The sequence below is a fragment of the Bradyrhizobium sp. GCM10028915 genome, from assembly GCF_042666195.1.
Lineage (GTDB): Bacteria > Pseudomonadota > Alphaproteobacteria > Rhizobiales > Xanthobacteraceae > Bradyrhizobium > Bradyrhizobium canariense_D.
Window position 1 is genome coordinate 35775 of the sequence record NZ_JBHTFN010000005.1, and the last position, 17154, is coordinate 52928.

The following is a 17154-nucleotide window of genomic DNA, read 5'->3' on the forward strand; positions in this document are numbered from 1 at the left end:
ATGTCGATTGCCGCAGAACGCAAAGCGGAAGTCATCAAGACGAATGCCAACAAGGCCGGCGATACCGGCTCGCCAGAGGTTCAGGTCGCGATCCTGTCGGAACGCATCGCCAACCTCACCAACCATTTCAAGACCCACGTGAAGGACAATCATTCGCGTCGCGGTCTCTTGAAGCTGGTCTCGACCCGCCGCTCGCTCCTCGACTATGTGAAGAAGAAGGACGAGGCGCGCTACAAGGCGCTGCTCGAGAAGCACAACATTCGTCGTTAAGAGTTCTTGCGCGCGCCAACCGGCGCGCGTTTTCGCGCGTGATTTCGAACGAAAGCGTTTGTTTAAAGGTTTTTCGTCGAGGCTGCGTGCGCGTCGGATGCGAGCCGTTGACGGCGAGCATCCGGGCATGATGGGCGAACACCGCGCTTCGGTGTTCGCGTTCGTGCCGACTGACAGTCCAGCAGCAATCCGGCGGCTGGGCACAACGGGCAAGGCGCCCGTATGACCCGAAGGGATGGACGCCATCCGAAATCCAAAAACCATGGCAGGATCGCAGGACGCTGATCGCCCGCTTCGATCAACGTCCCGCAATCTTGCGCATGGTTTTTGTTTTTCGACCCGTCCTTCTTTCGAGAACCCATGAAAGAAGACCTCTATGTTCAATAAGCATTCAGTCGAGATCGACTGGGGTGGACGCCCTCTCAAGCTCGAAACCGGCAAGATCGCCCGTCAGGCCGACGGTGCCGTCGTCGCGACCTACGGCGAGACCGTGGTGCTCGCGACCGTCGTAGCCGCGAAGTCGCCGCGCGAAGGCGTTGACTTCCTGCCGCTGACCGTCGACTACCAAGAGAAGACCTACGCAGCCGGCCGCATTCCCGGTGGCTATTTCAAGCGCGAGGGTCGTCCGACCGAGAAGGAAACGCTGGTCTCCCGCCTGATCGACCGTCCGATCCGTCCGCTGTTCGTCGACGGCTGGCGCAACGAGACCCAGGTGATCGTGACCGTGCTCTCGCACGATATGGAGAACGATCCCGATATCGTCGCGCTGGTGGCCTCATCGGCTGCGCTGACCCTGTCGGGCGCTCCCTTCAAGGGCCCGATCGGCGCCGCGCGCGTCGGCTTCGCCAATGACGAGTTCATCCTCAACCCGACGCTCGACGAGATGGTCGACACTCAGCTCGACCTCGTCGTCGCCGGCACTGCGGACGCCGTGCTGATGGTGGAATCGGAAGCCAAGGAGCTGAACGAAGAGATCATGCTCGGCGCCGTGATGTTCGGTCACCGCCACTTCCAGCCGGTGATCAACGCGATCATCGAGCTCGCCGAAAAGGCCGCGAAGGAGCCGCGCGAGGTCACCGCGATCGACAATTCGGCGCTCGAAAAGGAAATGCTCGGCATGGTCGAGCAGGAACTGCGCGCCGCCTACGCCATTCCGGTCAAGCAGGATCGCTACGCCGCGGTCGGCAAGGTCAAGGAAAAGGTGATCGCGCACTACTTCCCGGAAGGCCAAGAGCCGAAATACGACAAGCTGCGCATCGGCGGCGTGTTCAAGGAGCTCGAAGCCAAGATCGTTCGCTGGAACATTCTCGACACCGGCAAGCGCATCGACGGCCGCGATTCCAAGACCGTGCGCAACATCGTCGCCGAAGTCGGCGTGCTGCCCCGCGCCCACGGTTCGGCGCTGTTCACCCGCGGCGAGACCCAGGCGCTGGTCGTGACCACGCTCGGCACCGGCGAGGACGAGCAGTACATCGACGCGCTGTCGGGAACGTACAAAGAGACGTTCCTGCTACACTACAATTTCCCTCCCTACTCGGTCGGTGAGACCGGCCGCCTCGGCGGTACCAAGCGCCGCGAGATCGGCCACGGCAAGCTCGCCTGGCGTGCGATCCACCCGGTGCTGCCGCCGCACCACGAATTCCCCTACACCACGCGCGTGGTGTCGGAGATCACCGAATCCAACGGCTCCTCGTCGATGGCATCGGTCTGCGGCGCCTCGCTCGCGCTGATGGACGCCGGCGTGCCGTTGAAGCGGCCGACCGCGGGCATCGCAATGGGCCTGATCCTCGAAGACAAGCGCTTCGCGGTTCTCTCGGACATCCTCGGTGACGAGGACCATCTCGGCGACATGGACTTCAAGGTCGCCGGTACCGAGCAGGGCATCACCTCGCTCCAGATGGACATCAAGATCGAGGGCATCACCGAGGAGATCATGAAGGTCGCGCTCGGTCAGGCCAAGGATGGGCGTATCTACATTCTCGGCGAGATGTCGAAGGCGCTCACCAACGCCCGCGCCGAGCTCGGCGAATACGCGCCGCGCATCGAGACCTTCAAGATCGCCACCGACAAGATCCGCGAAGTGATCGGCACCGGCGGCAAGGTGATCCGCGAGATCGTCGAGAAGACCGGCGCCAAGGTCAACATCGAGGACGACGGCACCGTGAAGGTCGCCTCCAGCGACGGCGAGGCGATGAAGGCCGCGATCAAGTGGATCAAGTCGATCGCCTCCGATCCGGAAGTCGGCCAGATCTATGACGGCACCGTCGTCAAGGTGATGGAGTTCGGCGCTTTCGTGAACTTCTTCGGCTCCAAGGACGGCCTTGTCCACATCAGCCAGCTCGCCTCGGCGCGAGTGCAGAAGACCTCCGACGTCGTCAAGGAAGGCGACAAGGTCAAGGTCAAGCTGCTCGGCTTCGACGACCGCGGCAAGACCCGCCTGTCGATGAAGGTGGTCGACCAGGAGACCGGCGAAGACCTCGAGGGCAAGGGCGAGAGCCAGCAGCCCGCGCGCGAAGCGGCCGGCGAGTAAATCTCGCTACCTGCCAGAAACACGAAGGGCGGCCTCGCGGCCGCCCTTTTTGTTTGTCGCTTGCCGAACTTTGGAATCAGGCCGCGATGTCGTAGCGATCGAGGTTCATCACCTTGGTCCAGGCCTTGGCGAAGTCCTTGACGAACTGCTCTTTGGAATCCGACGTGGCATAGACCTCTGCGTAGGCGCGAAGCTGCGAGTGTGCGCCGAAGATCAGGTCGACGCGCGTGCCGGTCCACTTGACCGCGTTGGTCTTGCGGTCGCGGGCCTCATAGGTGCCGTCGGTGCCGGCCGGCGTCCACTGCGTGCTCATGTCGAGCAGGTTGACGAAGAAGTCGTTGCTCAGCGTTCCCACCTTCGAGGTGAGGACGCCGTTCTTCGAACCGTTCGCATTGGCACCGAGCACGCGCAGACCGCCGACGAGCACCGTCATCTCCGGGCCGGTAAGCCGGAGCAGCTGCGCACGATCGACCAGAGCCTCCTCGGGCATCATGAACTGCTGCCGCTTGCCGATGAAGTTGCGGAAGCCATCGGCCCGCGGCTCCAGCGGAGCAAACGAAGCGGCGTCGGTCTGCTCCTGCGAGGCATCCATGCGGCCCGGCGTGAAGCCGACCTTGACGTCGACGCCGGCATCCTTGGCGGCCTTCTCGACCGCGGCGGTGCCGCCGAGCACGATGAGGTCCGCCAGCGAGACCTTCTTCGCACCGGATGACGCGTTGAAGTCCTTCTGGATCGCTTCGAGCTTGCCCAGGACCTTCGAGAGCTGAGCCGGCTCGTTCACTTCCCAATCCTTCTGCGGGGCGAGGCGGATACGCGCGCCGTTGGCGCCGCCGCGCTTGTCCGAGCCGCGGAACGTCGAGGCCGACGCCCAGGCGGTCGAGACCAGCTCCGAGACCGACAGACCCGAGGCCAGGATCTTGGTCTTCAGCGAGGCGATATCCTGCTCGCTGGCCAGCTCGTGATTCACAGCAGGGATCGGATCCTGCCAGATCAGGGTTTCCTTCGGCACCAGCGGACCGAGATAGCGCACCACCGGACCCATGTCGCGATGGGTGAGCTTGAACCAGGCACGGGCGAAGGCGTCCGCGAACTGATCGGGATTCTCGAGGAAGCGGCGCGAGATCTTCTCATAGGCCGGATCCATACGCAGCGAGAGGTCGGTCGTCAGCATCGTCGGCCGATGCTTCTTGGACTTGTCGAAGGCATCGGGAATGATCGCCTCGGCGCCCTTGGCCGTCCACTGCTGCGCACCGCCCGGGCTCTTAGTCAGCTCCCATTCGTACTTGAACAGGTTCTCGAAGAAGTTGTTGCTCCACTTCGTCGGCGTCGTGGTCCAGGTCACCTCGAGACCGCTGGTGATGGAATCGCCGCCAATGCCCGACGCGTGCTTGCTCTTCCAGCCGAGGCCCTGATCTTCGAGCGCGCCCGCTTCCGGCTCCGGTCCGACCAGCGACGGATCGCCGGCGCCGTGGGTCTTGCCGAAGGTGTGGCCGCCGGCGATCAGTGCGACGGTTTCCTCGTCGTTCATCGCCATGCGGAAAAAGGTCTCGCGAATGTCCTTGGCCGCGGCGATCGGATCCGGCTTGCCGTTCGGGCCTTCCGGATTGACGTAGATGAGGCCCATCTGCACCGCGCCGAGCGGCTCGGCGAGCTGGCGTTCGCCGCTGTAGCGCTCATCGCCCAGCCAGGTGCCTTCCGGACCCCAATAGAGCTCTTCCGGCTCCCAGACGTCGACGCGGCCGCCGGCAAAGCCAAAGGTCTTGAAGCCCATCGACTCCAGCGCGACGTTGCCCGCCAGCACCATCAGATCGGCCCAGGAAATCTTGCGGCCGTATTTCTGCTTGATCGGCCAGAGCAGACGGCGTGCCTTGTCGAGATTTGCGTTATCGGGCCAGCTGTTGAGCGGCGCGAAACGCTGCTGTCCGGCGCCGGCGCCACCGCGACCGTCGGTGGTGCGGTAGGTGCCCGCGCTGTGCCAGGCCATGCGGATCATGAGGCCGCCGTAGTGACCGAAGTCGGCGGGCCACCATTCCTGCGATTCCGTCATCAGAGCGGTCAGGTCCTTGATGACCGCGTTCAGGTCGAGCGACTTGAATTCCTTGGCGTAGTCGAAGTCCTTGTCCATCGGGTCGGACTTGGCGGAATTCTTGTGCAGCATCTCGATGCTGAGCTGGGTCGGCCACCAATCGCGGTTCGCCGGCACACGTTTTCCACCCGAAAACGGGCACTTTGAAGTGTCGTCCATGAATACCTCCTCTGGTGGCGTCGAACTCGCGCCTTTGACCAGGTAGAAACACTCTAAGCTTCACGTTCGATCAGGGGAAGTTGACTTTAATGATCGCAGCGATAAGATTTTCTGATGCTAAACCTCACGCTGCGCCAGCTCCGGTATTTCGACGCCCTGGCCCGTCACAGTCATTTCGGCCGCGCGGCTGAGTCCTGCTCGATCTCGCAGCCTGCCCTGTCGATGCAGATCAAGGAGCTGGAGGAGGCGCTCGGCGGTCTGCTGCTGGAGCGCAGCGCCCGGCAGGTGGCGCTGACCCGATTTGGCGAGGAGCTCGCGCAGCGCGTCCGCGACATCTTGCGCTCGGTCGACGAGCTCGGCGATTTCGCCCGCGCCTCGCAGGACCGGTTCTCCGGACGGCTGCGCATCGGCATGATTCCGACGATCGCGCCCTATCTGCTGCCGACGATCACCAAGAATCTGACGCGCATGCATCCGGAGCTCGACATCCGCGTGCGCGAGACGATGACGCCGCGGCTGATTCAGGAACTGGTGGAGGGTCGGCTCGATACCGCCATCGTGGCGCTGCCGGTGTCCGAGCCCTCGCTCACCGAGGTCGCCCTGTTCGAGGAAAAATTCCTGCTGGTGCGGCCGAGTGCGGATGAGGGAACGCCGGCACCGTCGCGGGAGATGATGCGCGAGATGCGGCTGCTGTTGCTCGAAGAGGGGCACTGCTTCCGCGATCAGGCGCTGTCATTCTGCAACATGCAATCGGCGCCGCCACGCGAGATGCTGGATGCCAATTCGCTGTCGACGCTGGTCCAGATGGTCAGCGCCGGCATCGGCGTCACGTTGATCCCCGAGATGGCGGTGTCAGTTGAGACGCGATCGGCCTCGGTCTCGCTCGCGCGCTTCCGCGACCCGCAGCCGTCGCGCACCATCGGCATGGTCTGGCGCAAGACCAGCCCGCTGGCGCGGCAACTCCTGCAAATCTCCGAGGTGGTGTGCCTGTCGGCGGGCAAGGTGCGCGCACGTCCATCCGTGCGCAGCAAGCCAACCTGAGGCCTCGATGTCGCATCCCATCATTCGCCCAGCCCGCGCGGACGAATACGACGAGATCGGCCGTATCTGGATGGAGAGCTGGGTCTCGACCGGCCTCGGCGAGACGAGCGACTTCCTGCTGGCAAACCTGCGTGCACGGATCCGGCGCGAGACCGAGGACGGCTGGAGCCTGTTCGTCGCCGACGACGACGGCACGATCGCCGCGATGCTGGCGCTGCATTTGCCAAAACTCTATCTCGACATGCTGTTCGTCGCGCCCGCCTATCAGGGCCAATCGCTCGGCCGCCAATTGCTCGCCTTCACGCGCACGCAAATGCCGGACGAGATGTATCTGCGCTGCGTCCGCGAGAACGAAAAAGCCTGGCGCTGGTATGAGCGCGAGGGCTTTGTGTTCGAGAAGCAGGAGATCGAGCCCTCGAACGGGTTCATGATGAAGTATTATCGGTGGCAGCGGCAGCGGCCCGCCGGATAGGCAGTGGTCGCCGGGTGCAGCTTGCGGTTGTCGCGGTTCCAATTTACTGTGGCGTATCCGCCGTCCTCCTGCCCCCTTATCTCCCGGAATCGATGCTTCGAATTGCTGTCTCGCTGATCGCGTTGCTGTGCCTGCTCACCACGGCAGCCGCGCAAACCCCTCCCGCAACCACCGCGCCTCCCGCTCAGACGGCGGCGCCAGCCAAGAAGGCAGTCAAGAAGGCGGCGCCGAAGGCCAAACCGGCTGCACAACAGCCAGTTGCGGCGGAGAGCGGCCCCTGTCAGATCGGCGTCATTTCCGCGATCGGAGACCAGTTCTCGGTGCAACATGTCGGCCTCACGATGTTCGGCAACGAGTATATGGAGGCGCCGATCGAGACGTGGGGTATCGATGATCTGTTCGTCGCGAGGGTTCGCGCCACGGCTCCCGGCACGGCTGTCCGAAAGGTCGCTTACGCAAGCGGAGCCTTCAGGCCGTACTATCATCCGGAAGCGAAACTGTTCCGCAATGACCGCGACGACCTGACGGCGCTGGTGCGGCAGATCGCCGGAGCTGCAAATTGCGAACGCTACGTCGTAGCCACGAAAGCCCGCGTTTCGGTGGATGGCACCAATCAATCAATCGAGGGCCTCGGGGTCTACAAGAATTGGGCGAGCCCTTCCGGGCGCGGCGTCGTGGTTTCCTATTTCCGCATAAACGTTTTCGACGGACGGACTTTCGACATCCATCGGGCGCCTACCCGCAGCTTCGGCGATGTGATTGCTTCGAGTTTCTCCAACAAGAACGACAATATGCAAATCCTCAACAATCTCGAATTTCCCAAGACCCCTGAACAGGTGACCAGCAGTGCATTGCTGCGTGACAGCACACGCAGCCTGCTCACGGCCCAGCTGGACAGGTATCTACCCGCGTATATCAAGGGCGAGTAAGCGCCTTTGCCGAGGGGACGCGACAAAGACTATCGCTCGTCCGCTTCCTGCGGCTGGGCTGCATTTGACGTTTTGGCCCGGCTCGTCGTCCTTGCGGCCGTCGCGTGGTGCTTTTCGACATCTGCTTGGGCGCAGACCAAATTGGTACCACCAGGGGCGGAAACGGCAGGATCAGCCGTCAAGCAAAGCAACAACAAGACGACCACGCGGCGTGAAGCGACGGGCAAACCCGCTCCCGTGGTCGGCGGCCCGTGCGACTTCGGTGTCGTCGTCACCACCGGCGATGAGTTCACCGTGCTGACGACCGGCCTGACCGTATTTCAGCACAAGAAGACGGTCGTCCCGATCCCGGGCTGGGGACTCAATGATCTGATCTTCGCGCGGATTCGCGCCACGATCCCTGCCGGCGTGTCCGTTCTGAGAATCCCCTACAACCCGGCGAAATTTCCTCCCCGCGATGAGTCCAAGGACACATTGAAGGACAGGTTGTTCCGCGATCTCAATGCGGAGCTGGCCCAATACATGCGCGACGTCGTGAAAGGAACGAATTGCCGGCACTACATCCAGATCCTCAATTCAATCAGCCCTTTCGGGTCATCCAACTATACGGTCCGCGGCTTCGGCATCCTCAACCATGATGTGGTGCTCGGGCGTCGCATCTATCTCTACGCCCCGGCGTTTGTCCGCATCTTCGATGGGCGCGACTTCTCCGTTGTCAGACAGAGTTCTGCGCTGATCAACACGCATCATTCCCTTATGGTGCAGAGGCTCTTGGGCGTGCAAATCGGCGGCCCCTATCGCGAACTACCCGCAGAATCGTTTCCAACCCGCCCTGAAGATGCCGCCGACAATCCCGCACTGCGCGACGACGTGCGTGCCATGCTGACGGAAAGCCTCGACAAGACGCTGCCGCTGCTGATCGGGGTTCAACGAGCGGCGCGCAACAGCGACGCGCGCTGATCGACACGTCCTTCGCAGCAGGAACTGGTCTCGATTATTGAGAAATCGTGGGCACGTCGCTTGCGCGCCTTTGCCCACTCTACGAGAGCTAATCCTGCGCCTTCAAATCGTCCGGCCGCGGCATCAGGACGGTGTTGTAGCCGGAATCGACATAGTGGATCTCGCCGGTCACGCCGCCGGAGAGATCCGACAACAGATACAGCGCCGAGCCGCCGAGCTCGTCGAGCGTCACGCCCCGGCGGAGCGGCGAATGTTTTTGCATGAAGGCGAACATGGCGCGCGCCTCGCCGATGCCGGAGCCGGCGAGCGTGCGGATCGGGCCGGCGGAGATCGCGTTGACGCGGATGCCGCGCGGTCCGAAATCCGAGGCGAGATAGCGCACCGAGGCTTCCAGCGCCGCCTTGGCCACGCCCATCACGTTGTAGTTCGGCATCGCGCGTTCCGAGGCGCCGAAGGTCAGCGTGATCATGCTGCCGCCCTCCGTCATCAGCTCGGCGGCGCGTTTTGCCACTTCCGTGAAGGAGAAGCAGGAGATCACCATGGTGCGCGAAAAATTCTCGCGGCTGGTGTCGGCGTAGCGACCCTTGAGCTCGTTCTTGTCGGCGAAGCCGATCGCGTGGATCACGAAATCCAGCCGGCCCCACTTTTCGCGCAAGGCCGTGAATGTGGCGTCGACGCTGGTGATGTCCTCGACGTCGCAGGGCAGCACCATGTCGACGCCAAGCTGCTCCGCCAGCGGCTTAACACGCTTGCCCAGCGCCTCGCCCTGGAAGGTGAAGGCAAGCTCGGCGCCGTGGGCATGCAGCGTCTTCGCCATGCCCCAGGCGATCGAATGATCATTGGCGATGCCCATGATCAGACCGCGCTTGCCTTTCATTAAACCTTCCATTGCCTGATAGCTCCCATTATTCCGGCGTCATCGCCCGCCTTGCGCGCACTTGCGCACTGGGGCAGGCGATCCAGTATTTCGAGGCGATTACAGCAAATCGAGAAGTTGCGGCGTGCTGGATGCCCGCCTTCGCGGGGCATGACAGCGTGCCAAAATTACGCATCCAGCCGGCTGAACACCAGCGTGGCGTTGGTGCCGCCGAAGCCGAAGGAGTTCGACAGCACGGTGCCGATTTTGACGTTGTCGATGCGCTTGCGCACGATCGGCATGTCGGCGAACACGGGGTCGAGCTCCTGGATGTGGGCGCTCTCGCAGATGAAACCATTGTTCATCATCAGCAGCGAATAGATCGCTTCCTGCACGCCGGTTGCGCCCAGGGAGTGACCGGTCAGCGCCTTGGTCGCCGAGATCGGCGGGCACTTCTCGCCGCTTCCGAACACCCTGCGGAGTGCGTCGATCTCCGGCGGATCGCCGGCCGGGGTCGATGTCGCGTGCGGATTGATGTAGTCGACCTTGGTCTTCACGGTCGACATCGCCATGCGCATGCAGCGCTCGGCGCCCTCACCTGATGGTGCGACCATGTCGTAGCCGTCGGACGTCGCGCCATAGCCGACGATCTCGCCGTAAATGCGTGCGCCCCGCGCCTTGGCATGCTCGAGCTCTTCCAGCACCAGCACGCCGGCTCCGCCGGCAATCACGAAGCCGTCGCGGTTGACGTCGTAGGGACGGGAGGCCGTCGCAGGCGTGTCGTTGTACTTCGAGGACATCGCGCCCATGGCGTCGAACAGCACCGACAGCGACCAGTCCAGCTCCTCGCAGCCGCCGGCGAAGATGACGTCCTGCTTGCCGATCTGGATCGTTTCATAGGCATTGCCGACGCAATGGTTCGACGTCGCGCAGGCCGACGAGATAGAATAGTTCACGCCCTTGATCTTGAACCAGGTCGCAAGCGTTGCGGAGGCCGTGGAGGACATCGCCTTCGGCACTGCAAACGGCCCGACACGCTTCGGTCCCTTGGTGCGGGTGATGTCGGCGGCTTCGACGATGGTGCGCGCCGACGGACCGCCGGAGCCCATGATGATGCCGGTGCGAATATTGGAAATTTCGTCGGGCGAAAGACCGGAATCCTGGATCGCCTGTTCCATCGCGACGTGATTCCACGCCGCGCCCTGACCGAGGAAACGCATGGCGCGGCGGTCGACCACCGTCGAAGGATCGAGCGTCGGCGCACCCTGCACCTGGGAGCGGAAGCCGAGCTCGGCATATTTTTCAGCCCGCGAAATGCCCGACTTCGCCTCGTGAAGGCTCGCAAGCACCTCCTGGGTGTTGTTTCCGATGGAGGAGACAATGCCCATCCCGGTGACCACAACCCGCCTCATGACAGCCTCGCCTCAATCGTTGTCTTCGTGGTGATGCGCTCAGCCCAGGCTCGTGCCCTGCTTGAACAGGCCGACCTTCAAATCCTTTGCGCGATAGATAATCTGGTCATCCACCGAAAGCCATCCGTCGGCGATACCGAGCACCAGCTTTGAACGCATCACGCGCTTGATATCGATGTTGTACACAACCTTGCGGGCCTCCGGCAGCACCTGGCCGCTGAACTTCAGCTCGTTCAGGCCAAGCGCGCGACCGCGACCTTCACCGCCGCTCCAGCCCAGATAAAAGCCGACCATTTGCCACAGCGCATCGAGCCCGAGGCAGCCGGGCATCACCGGATCGTTCTTGAAGTGGCAGCCGAAGAACCAGAGGTCGGGCTTCACGTCGAGCTCGGCGCGCACCACCCCCTTGCCGAATTCGCCGCCGGTCTCGCTGATGTCCGTGATGCGGTCGAACATCAGCATCGGCGGCAGCGGCAATTGCGCATTGCCAGGGCCGAACATCTCGCCGCGGGCACATGCCAGCAGATCTTCATATTCGTAACCGTTGCGCCTGTTCAGCATGCGGAAGCCTTTGTGTTCAAACCCCGATTGAGCGGCGTTTCCGGCGAAAATGGGCCCCATCCTGTTCGAAAGGCGACATCTGTTGCCATTGTCAGACGAGAATACCGAAGGACCCTGGATGGATAGCGAGCGGCCCTCAATGCCGGGTCGCGCCAAAATGGGTTAAGCGGAACCGCGGGCTCTCTAACACAGGCCATTTCGGGTAGCAAAGCGCTCTCATGAAGGTAAAATGACGGGCCGCCACCCCGGTTCCCTGCCTGATTAGAACCACTCTAGTTGCGAGAAACTTGCATCTGCATCTATCTCTCCATATATGTTGGGCAACGACAGTGTTCACGCGTGCCCGAAGCTGGAAATGAACGAAAATAACGCGCCCCATCGCGACGAAGAGGCCCATGCGGCGGCTCTTATGTCCGGCCGCCAGCCGGCGTTGACCGGCTGCCCGTGGCACGACGTCAACGAAATGCTCCAGTCCGCAGGGCTTCGCCCCACGCGCCAGCGCATGGCGCTCGGCTGGCTCCTGTTCGGCAAGGGTGCACGTCACCTCACGGCTGAAATGCTTTACGAGGAAGCGACGCTGGCCAAGGTGCCGGTCTCGCTGGCGACCGTCTACAACACGCTGAACCAGCTCACCGATGCCGGTCTGCTGCGTCAGGTCAGCGTCGACGGCACCAAGACCTATTTCGACACCAACGTCACGACCCACCATCACTACTACCTCGAGAACAGCCATGAGCTGGTCGACATCGAGGATCCGCATCTGGCGCTGTCCAAGATGCCTGAGGTGCCCGCGGGTTACGAGATCGCCCGCATCGACATGGTCGTACGGTTGCGCAAGAAGCGCTGAGATCTATCCTGAACTGCTGATTTGATCGTCATGGCCGGGCTTGTCCCGGCTATCCACGTTATTCGGTCAGGCGTCGAAAAATGCGTGGATGCCCGGGCATGACGGTGGAGCAACAGTTCCGCTCCCGCCCAGATCAATTCACCTGCTCGTCCGAGTAGACGCCCCAGAGGCGCTCCTGCTGGATCCAGCCGTCAAAGCCGTTACCGCTGACGCGGCACCAGTTTGCAGTGCACTTCTTCACCTGGGTGACGACACCGGCCTGGAGCCTGGCCGCAACCGCGCTGTCGGGATCGGCGCGGTCGTAGATCGGCGCGAGCTCGTCCTTGTGCTTCATGGTGACGACAGCAGTACGGCGGCCTGACAGCAGCGAGTGATAGACCCAGCCCTCGGCGCCCTCGGAATCGCGGATCCGGCGCCAGTTCTCGAACTCGGCGGTGATTTCGACCGGCAGGCCGGATCGGGTGTAGACCCAGGCGACGTCGTTGTCCTTGGTCGGGCCGGCGCGGACGTTGACGTGATCCGATTTCAGGCTGACGTAGCGCGGCACCGGGAGGCCCGAGGCCGTCTGGGGGGTGTTGTCCTTTGCCGAATGCCCGGGACTGACCGAAGCGCTCAACCAGGTGCAAACGAGCGCCATCACCGAACAAAAACGCCCCAACGCCATCAACCCGTCTCCTGTCGAAGGTCCGGCCGAGCCGGTCCCTCGCCCCTAAATTCCAAACCAGGCCGCTGTCGCCCCTGACCCCGCCCCACGCGGGTGTTCCCGAGCCCTTTACCCGTGGTTCTTGTCTTGGCCCGGCCTTCTGCTAGAGAGGACGGACATCTGAACAACCGGTTTGTCCCGATTTTCCGGCCGGAAATGTCGGGAGAGCTTGAAGGAAACGCCGGGACGACGCGGCAAGCGCAGTGTCGAACAACCGGGTTAATGAGGCCTCAACGGCCGGCCTTTGGCGACAGAGGCGGCTCCCAACGCCTCATGAGGGCAGGACATGTCGGTGAAGAAAAAGCCCCTCGTCGTGGTGACGCGCAAGCTTCCGGACTCGATCGAGACCCGGATGCGCGAGCTGTTCGACGCGCGGATCAATCTCGACGACACGCCGATGTCGCCCGAGCAGATCGCGGAAGCCGCCCGTACCGCCGATGTGCTGGTCCCAACCGTGACCGATCACATCTCCGCCGATATCGTCAACCAGCCCGACTGCAGGCTGAAACTGATCGCGAATTTCGGCAACGGCGTCGACAACATCGATGTCGAGGCCGCGCATGCCCGCGGCATCACCGTCACCAACACGCCGAAAGTTCTGACCGAAGACACCGCCGACATGACCATGGCGCTGATCCTCGCTGTGCCCAGGCGGATGATCGAAGGCGCCTCGATCCTGACGGAAGGAAAACCCTGGCCGGGCTGGTCGCCGACCTGGATGCTCGGCCATCGCATCGGCGGAAAGCGCCTCGGCATCATCGGCATGGGCCGCATCGGCCAGGCAGTCGCACGTCGCGCCCGCGCCTTCGGCTTGCAGATCCACTACCACAACCGACGGCCCGTCGCGCCGAAGATCGCCGAAGAGCTGGGCGCGACCTATTGGGAAAGCCTCGACCAGATGCTGGCACGGATGGACATCATCTCGGTGAACTGTCCGCACACGCCGGCGACCTACCATCTGCTGTCGGCGCGCCGGCTGAAGCTGATCCGCAAGGACGCCTACATCGTCAACACCGCGCGCGGCGGGGTCACCGACGAGGACACCCTGATCAAGCTGATCGAAGGCGGCGAGATCGGCGGCGCCGGCCTCGATGTCTATGAGCACGAGCCCGCGGTGAACCCGAAGCTGGTGCGGCTCGCCAAGGCCGGCAAGGTGACGTTGCTGCCGCATATGGGCTCGGCCACGATCGAGGGCCGCGTCGAGATGGGCGAGAAGGTGATCATCAACATCCGCACCTTACTCGACGCGCACAAGCCGCCGGATCGCGTGCTGCCGAGCATGCTGTGACGTCTATTTGCTGCGTGTTTCGCGCTTGCGCCAGTCGGCAACGAAATCGATGAAGGCCCGCAGCGCCGGCGGCGTCTGGCGCCGGCTTGGATAGTACAGGAACGGCCCGGGAAACGGCTCGCACCAATCCTGAATCAGGCTGACCAGCGCGCCGGACTTCAGGGCTTCGCCGACATAGCCATCAAGCGTCGCCCAGATGCCGGCGCCGTCGAGCGCGGCGCGCATGGAAAGGCCCATGTTGGTCGAGATCAGCTTTGCCGGCGGATCGACCTTCACCAACTGGCCGGCCTTCTCGAACTCCCAATCATGCATGACACCGCTGGAGTAGCGGGCGCGGATGCAATCATGGTCGAGCAGATCCTTCGGATGCTCCGGCTTGCCGCGGCGCGCGAGGTAATCGGGCGAAGCGACTACGACATAGCTCTGCGGGCCGCTGAGCGAGATCGCCACCATGTCCTGCGCGAGATGCTCGCCATAACGTACGCCGGCATCGAAGCCCGCGCTGACGATATCGACGAACCCGCTCTCGGAAACGATCTCGAGGTCGATCTGCGGATAGGCCTTAAGGAACGGCCCGATCATGGGGGCCAGCACGAGATCGACCGCGGGCGGCGGTGCGTTGATGCGCAGCCGGCCCGAGGCCATCTCGCGCAGGCCCCGGACCTGATCGAGGGCATCGCCGACATCGCGCAGCGCCGGCGCCAAGCGCGACAGCAGCAGCTCGCCCGCCTCGGTCAGGGCAACGCTGCGGGTGGTGCGGTTCATCAGGCGGACGCCGAGGCGCTCCTCGAGGTCGCGCAATCGTTGGCTAAGGCTCGACACCGACACGCGAATATCGATCGCCGCGCGCCGGAAATTGCGGGTGCGGGCGACCGCCATGAAGACGTCGAGATCACGCAGGTCGGGCTCAGCCATTGTTCGTTAATGTGAACAAGCCATTCTCGATTGTCCAGCTTATCGGCGCAATCGATCAAGCGCATATCAGGCCTCGTCACGCGGCGCAGTCAGCGCCTTTTCGAGGAGAGCCATCATGGAACAGCGCAAACTCGGTTCGACCGGTCCCACCGTCTCCGCTCTCGGTCTCGGGTGCATGGGCATGTCCGAGGTCTACGGCCCCGCCGATCGCGGCGAGAGCATCGCCACGATCCACGCCGCACTGGATGCCGGCATTACCCTAGTCGACACCGGCGATTTCTACGCCATGGGCCACAATGAAATGCTGGTGCGCGAAGCGCTCAAGGAGGTGCCGCGCGACAAGGTGCAGATCAGTGTCAAGTTCGGTGCGCTGCGCGGTCCTACCGGCGAATTCACCGGCATGGACACGAGGCCGGCCGCAACGAGGAACTTCCTAGCCTATTCGCTGCAGCGGCTCGGCACCGACTACATCGACGTCTACCGTCCGGCGCGGCTCGATCCCAACATTCCGATCGAGGAGACCATCGGCGGCATCGCCGATCTCGTGAAGGCCGGCTACATCAAACATATCGGCCTGTCCGAGGTCGGCTCCGCCACCATCCGCCGCGCGCATGCCGTGCACCCGATCGCCGATCTCCAGATCGAATATTCGCTGATCGAGCGTGGCATCGAACGCGACATCCTGACGACCTGCCGCGAGCTCGGCATCGGCATCACGGCTTACGGCGTGTTGGCGCGCGGCCTCATCAGCGGCCATTGGTCGAAGGACTCCGGCAAGACAGGCAAGGACTACCGGCTGATGACGCCGCGCTTCCAGGGATCGAATCTCGATGCCAATCTCGCATTGGTGGAGCAGCTGCGCGCCATCTCCGCTGAGATTGGCGCGACGCCGGCACAGGTCGCGATCGCCTGGGTGGCGGCGCAAGGCAAGCAGATCGTGCCGCTGGTCGGCGCCCGCACCCGCAACCGCCTCACCGAAGCACTCGGCGCGGCCAAGGTCACGCTGACGCCGGCTCATCTCGCCGTGCTGGCAACGGCCTTCCCGCCCGATGTCGCTGCCGGCACGCGTTACGCCGCCGAGCAGATGGCGCATCTCGACAGCGAGAAGCCGGCCACAGCATAACGTCTGCAATCAAGTGCGATGGGCGCTGAGATCGGTGATCACAGGCCCATCGCCATTGAGCGGATTGGCGGGATCGCGCGCGTAACGCAGCGTCTCGAAGCGCATCGCGCGCGCATCGATCATCAGGAGGCGGCCGACGAGGCCGTCGCCAAAGCCGACGATCTCGCGGATCGCCTCCAGCGCCATCATCGAGCCCATCACGCCCGCGAGCGCGCCCATGACGCCGGCTTCCGCGCACGCCGGCACGGTCCCGGGCGGCGGCGCTTCCGGGAATAGGCAGCGATAGGTCGGATTGAATTCGCCCTGCTCGTTTGTCTCATGCGCGCGGATGGTGGTCAGCGAGCCATCGAAGGTGCCGAGCGCCGCCGTGATCAGCGGCCTCTTGGCGAAGAAGCAGGCGTCCGAGGCCAGATAGCGGGTCGAGAAATTGTCGGAGCCGTCGAGCACGAGGTCATAGTCCCCGATCAGCGACAGCGCATTGTCGGCATTGAGCCAGGTGGCGTGACCGACGAAGCGGACATGCGGGTTGAGCGCCGAGATCCGTTCGGCCGCGCTCTCGACCTTGTGCCGGCCGATATCGGGCGTGGTGTGAATGACCTGGCGCTGGAGGTTCGACAGCGACACCACGTCGTCATCGACCACGCCGAGCGTACCGATGCCGGCGGCCGCCAGATACATCAAAGCGGGCGCACCGAGCCCGCCGGCGCCGATCACCAGCACGGAGGCCCGCTTCAGCGCAGCCTGGCCGGGGCCACCGACATCGCGCAGCACGATATGGCGGGCATAACGTTCGAGTTCGTCCGGGCTCAGCATCGTTATCCTTCCAGATCCTCTCCTCATGGTGAGGAGGCGCGAAGCGCCGTCTCGAACCATGCAGGCCCCGCTGCGGCTGCACGGCCTTCATCCTTCGAGACGCCGCTTACGCGGCTCCTCAGGATGAGGAGCTAGACCTCTCCTGCCGGTCTGAACCACCGCAACATTGTTCGCGACCAACGAGATGTG

At 63.4% G+C, this 17154-nt stretch carries 16 protein-coding genes; 9 read left to right on the forward strand and 7 right to left on the reverse strand.

Annotation, left to right across the window (positions count from 1 at the left end; translation table 11 throughout):
• Both rpsO and pnp read left to right on the forward strand, forming a co-directional pair.
• Window positions 1-270, forward strand: a complete 270-nt coding sequence (gene rpsO, locus ACFQX9_RS03745) for a 30S ribosomal protein S15 (RefSeq protein ID WP_007598346.1) — start codon at window positions 1-3, stop codon at window positions 268-270.
• A gap of 376 nt (window positions 271-646) precedes the next feature.
• Window positions 647-2800 (forward strand): polyribonucleotide nucleotidyltransferase, encoded by a 2154-nt coding sequence (gene pnp / locus ACFQX9_RS03750; protein WP_018455795.1) that lies wholly within the window; start codon window positions 647-649, stop codon window positions 2798-2800.
• Window positions 2801-2876: 76 nt separating this feature from the next.
• On the opposite strand, the gene katG is transcribed toward pnp, so the two are convergent.
• Entirely contained in the window at window positions 2877-5045 is a 2169-nt protein-coding gene (gene katG / locus ACFQX9_RS03755) for a catalase/peroxidase HPI (protein ID WP_026233027.1), read from the reverse strand.
• A gap of 114 nt (window positions 5046-5159) precedes the next feature.
• Here katG and ACFQX9_RS03760 point away from each other — a divergent pair, with 114 nt between their 5' ends.
• The 4 genes from ACFQX9_RS03760 to ACFQX9_RS03775 all read left to right on the forward strand — a co-directional run bounded on the left by ACFQX9_RS03760 (window position 5160) and on the right by ACFQX9_RS03775 (window position 8447).
• Window positions 5160-6086 carry a hydrogen peroxide-inducible genes activator gene (locus tag ACFQX9_RS03760; RefSeq protein ID WP_018455793.1) on the forward strand — a complete coding sequence of 309 codons (927 nt, stop codon included), beginning with the start codon at window positions 5160-5162 and terminating at the stop codon, window positions 6084-6086.
• 7 nt (window positions 6087-6093) lie between these two features.
• Complete coding sequence (locus tag ACFQX9_RS03765; RefSeq protein WP_085349880.1) at window positions 6094-6558, forward strand: GNAT family N-acetyltransferase; 465 nt, start codon at window positions 6094-6096, stop codon at window positions 6556-6558.
• Window positions 6531-7487 carry a hypothetical protein gene (locus tag ACFQX9_RS03770; RefSeq protein ID WP_377786663.1) on the forward strand — a complete coding sequence of 319 codons (957 nt, stop codon included), beginning with the start codon at window positions 6531-6533 and terminating at the stop codon, window positions 7485-7487. Before ACFQX9_RS03765 ends, ACFQX9_RS03770 begins: the two co-directional genes overlap by 28 nt.
• A gap of 72 nt (window positions 7488-7559) precedes the next feature.
• Window positions 7560-8447 carry a hypothetical protein gene (locus ACFQX9_RS03775; protein WP_377786665.1) on the forward strand — a complete coding sequence of 296 codons (888 nt, stop codon included), beginning with the start codon at window positions 7560-7562 and terminating at the stop codon, window positions 8445-8447.
• Between the two features lie 88 nt (window positions 8448-8535).
• On the opposite strand, the gene fabI is transcribed toward ACFQX9_RS03775, so the two are convergent.
• The 3 genes from fabI to fabA form a co-directional block, all read right to left on the reverse strand.
• Window positions 8536-9336 carry an enoyl-ACP reductase FabI gene (fabI, locus tag ACFQX9_RS03780; protein WP_085349883.1) on the reverse strand — a complete coding sequence of 267 codons (801 nt, stop codon included), beginning with the start codon at window positions 9334-9336 and terminating at the stop codon, window positions 8536-8538.
• Between the two features lie 155 nt (window positions 9337-9491).
• Complete coding sequence (fabB, locus tag ACFQX9_RS03785; protein ID WP_026233025.1) at window positions 9492-10715, reverse strand: beta-ketoacyl-ACP synthase I; 1224 nt, start codon at window positions 10713-10715, stop codon at window positions 9492-9494.
• 39 nt (window positions 10716-10754) lie between these two features.
• A complete protein-coding gene (gene fabA, locus ACFQX9_RS03790; protein ID WP_007603915.1) occupies window positions 10755-11276 on the reverse strand; it encodes a bifunctional 3-hydroxydecanoyl-ACP dehydratase/trans-2-decenoyl-ACP isomerase in 522 nt (173 codons plus the stop codon).
• Window positions 11277-11631: 355 nt separating this feature from the next.
• Between fabA and irrA the strand changes: the two genes are divergently transcribed.
• Window positions 11632-12123: an iron response transcriptional regulator IrrA gene (gene irrA / locus ACFQX9_RS03795; protein WP_018455787.1), complete on the forward strand. Its 492-nt coding sequence runs from the start codon at window positions 11632-11634 to the stop codon at window positions 12121-12123.
• Window positions 12124-12256: 133 nt separating this feature from the next.
• Here irrA and ACFQX9_RS03800 read toward each other — a convergent pair whose 3' ends face one another.
• Window positions 12257-12787 (reverse strand): SH3 domain-containing protein, encoded by a 531-nt coding sequence (locus ACFQX9_RS03800; RefSeq protein ID WP_085349885.1) that lies wholly within the window; start codon window positions 12785-12787, stop codon window positions 12257-12259.
• A 325-nt stretch (window positions 12788-13112) separates the two neighbouring features.
• Here ACFQX9_RS03800 and ACFQX9_RS03805 point away from each other — a divergent pair, with 325 nt between their 5' ends.
• Window positions 13113-14114, forward strand: coding sequence for a 2-hydroxyacid dehydrogenase (locus ACFQX9_RS03805; protein ID WP_377786668.1), 1002 nt, complete (start codon window positions 13113-13115; stop codon window positions 14112-14114).
• A gap of 3 nt (window positions 14115-14117) precedes the next feature.
• Here ACFQX9_RS03805 and ACFQX9_RS03810 read toward each other — a convergent pair whose 3' ends face one another.
• On the reverse strand, window positions 14118-15029 hold the full coding sequence (locus ACFQX9_RS03810; RefSeq protein WP_247475020.1) for a LysR family transcriptional regulator: 912 nt from the start codon (window positions 15027-15029) through the stop codon (window positions 14118-14120).
• 115 nt (window positions 15030-15144) lie between these two features.
• Here ACFQX9_RS03810 and ACFQX9_RS03815 point away from each other — a divergent pair, with 115 nt between their 5' ends.
• Window positions 15145-16152, forward strand: coding sequence for an aldo/keto reductase (locus ACFQX9_RS03815; RefSeq protein WP_377786671.1), 1008 nt, complete (start codon window positions 15145-15147; stop codon window positions 16150-16152).
• Window positions 16153-16161: 9 nt separating this feature from the next.
• On the opposite strand, the gene ACFQX9_RS03820 is transcribed toward ACFQX9_RS03815, so the two are convergent.
• Window positions 16162-16965 carry a molybdopterin-synthase adenylyltransferase MoeB gene (locus tag ACFQX9_RS03820; RefSeq protein ID WP_018455782.1) on the reverse strand — a complete coding sequence of 268 codons (804 nt, stop codon included), beginning with the start codon at window positions 16963-16965 and terminating at the stop codon, window positions 16162-16164.
• Window positions 16966-17154 lie beyond the last annotated feature (189 nt).

What these genes read in the sequence shown, in the direction of transcription:
- rpsO (WP_007598346.1), top strand. Translation starts at nt 1, where the DNA reads ATGTCGATTGCCGCAGAACGCAAAGCGGAAGTCATCAAGACGAATGCC.
- pnp (WP_018455795.1), top strand. Translation starts at nt 647, where the DNA reads ATGTTCAATAAGCATTCAGTCGAGATCGACTGGGGTGGACGCCCTCTC.
- katG (WP_026233027.1), bottom strand. Translation starts at nt 5,045, where the DNA reads ATGGACGACACTTCAAAGTGCCCGTTTTCGGGTGGAAAACGTGTGCCG.
- ACFQX9_RS03760 (WP_018455793.1), top strand. Translation starts at nt 5,160, where the DNA reads ATGCTAAACCTCACGCTGCGCCAGCTCCGGTATTTCGACGCCCTGGCC.
- ACFQX9_RS03765 (WP_085349880.1), top strand. Translation starts at nt 6,094, where the DNA reads ATGTCGCATCCCATCATTCGCCCAGCCCGCGCGGACGAATACGACGAG.
- fabI (WP_085349883.1), bottom strand. Translation starts at nt 9,336, where the DNA reads ATGGAAGGTTTAATGAAAGGCAAGCGCGGTCTGATCATGGGCATCGCC.
- fabB (WP_026233025.1), bottom strand. Translation starts at nt 10,715, where the DNA reads ATGAGGCGGGTTGTGGTCACCGGGATGGGCATTGTCTCCTCCATCGGA.
- fabA (WP_007603915.1), bottom strand. Translation starts at nt 11,276, where the DNA reads ATGCTGAACAGGCGCAACGGTTACGAATATGAAGATCTGCTGGCATGT.
- irrA (WP_018455787.1), top strand. Translation starts at nt 11,632, where the DNA reads ATGAACGAAAATAACGCGCCCCATCGCGACGAAGAGGCCCATGCGGCG.
- ACFQX9_RS03800 (WP_085349885.1), bottom strand. Translation starts at nt 12,787, where the DNA reads ATGGCGTTGGGGCGTTTTTGTTCGGTGATGGCGCTCGTTTGCACCTGG.
- ACFQX9_RS03805 (WP_377786668.1), top strand. Translation starts at nt 13,113, where the DNA reads ATGTCGGTGAAGAAAAAGCCCCTCGTCGTGGTGACGCGCAAGCTTCCG.
- ACFQX9_RS03810 (WP_247475020.1), bottom strand. Translation starts at nt 15,029, where the DNA reads ATGGCTGAGCCCGACCTGCGTGATCTCGACGTCTTCATGGCGGTCGCC.
- ACFQX9_RS03815 (WP_377786671.1), top strand. Translation starts at nt 15,145, where the DNA reads ATGGAACAGCGCAAACTCGGTTCGACCGGTCCCACCGTCTCCGCTCTC.
- ACFQX9_RS03820 (WP_018455782.1), bottom strand. Translation starts at nt 16,965, where the DNA reads ATGCTGAGCCCGGACGAACTCGAACGTTATGCCCGCCATATCGTGCTG.